The organism is Arachnia propionica (genome assembly GCF_003859805.1).
GTDB lineage: Bacteria > Actinomycetota > Actinomycetes > Propionibacteriales > Propionibacteriaceae > Arachnia > Arachnia propionica_C.
Genome location: NZ_RQZG01000054.1, coordinates 1 through 563, shown reverse-complemented (window position 1 = coordinate 563; position 563 = coordinate 1). Strand labels below are relative to the sequence as shown.

General features: G+C 65.5%; 1 protein-coding gene. It reads right to left on the bottom strand.

Annotation, left to right across the window (positions count from 1 at the left end):
• A partial coding sequence (locus EII34_RS15755) for a glycosyltransferase family 4 protein (protein WP_148092645.1) occupies nucleotides 1-554 on the bottom strand: 554 nt, incomplete at its 3' end.
• Between the last annotated feature and the right edge of the window lie 9 nt (nucleotides 555-563).

Below are 563 nucleotides of genomic sequence, written 5' to 3'. Positions count from 1 at the left end.
CTCGCCACGATGATGACCCGCCTCCCCCCGGACCGCTCCGCAACCGGCCCCGTCACCAGACCATCACTGATCCCATTCGAGATCACCGGCACCTCCGCATGGTCCCGCCCCAGATGCGCCACCAACTGGTCCCGGGTCCCGACACTGATCGCACAGACCCGAGCCATCCGCCGATACACCAACCGATCCACCACCGCGAACACCCGATGATCCATCCGACGGTTCCACGTGTTGTGCTCGGTGAACAGGATCGGGGTGCGCATCGGCGCCAACGCCGCCCAGTAGAACGCCGGGAACAGATGCGCATGCACCACATCAGCACCCCGACCGATCCGCCCGATCCGCAACGGCAACCTCGGATCAAACCGATGACCCGCGAGCACCTCCACATCCAACCCCAACCGGGCCGCCTTCTCCCCGGGCACCCCATCAACCCCACCCAGACACGCGATCCGCACCCGATGCCCATGCTCCCGCATCGCAACCGCAAGATCCACCACCAACATCTCCGCACCACCGGTGCCCAACCCGTTGATCAGATGCAGAACACGCATCACAGCCCC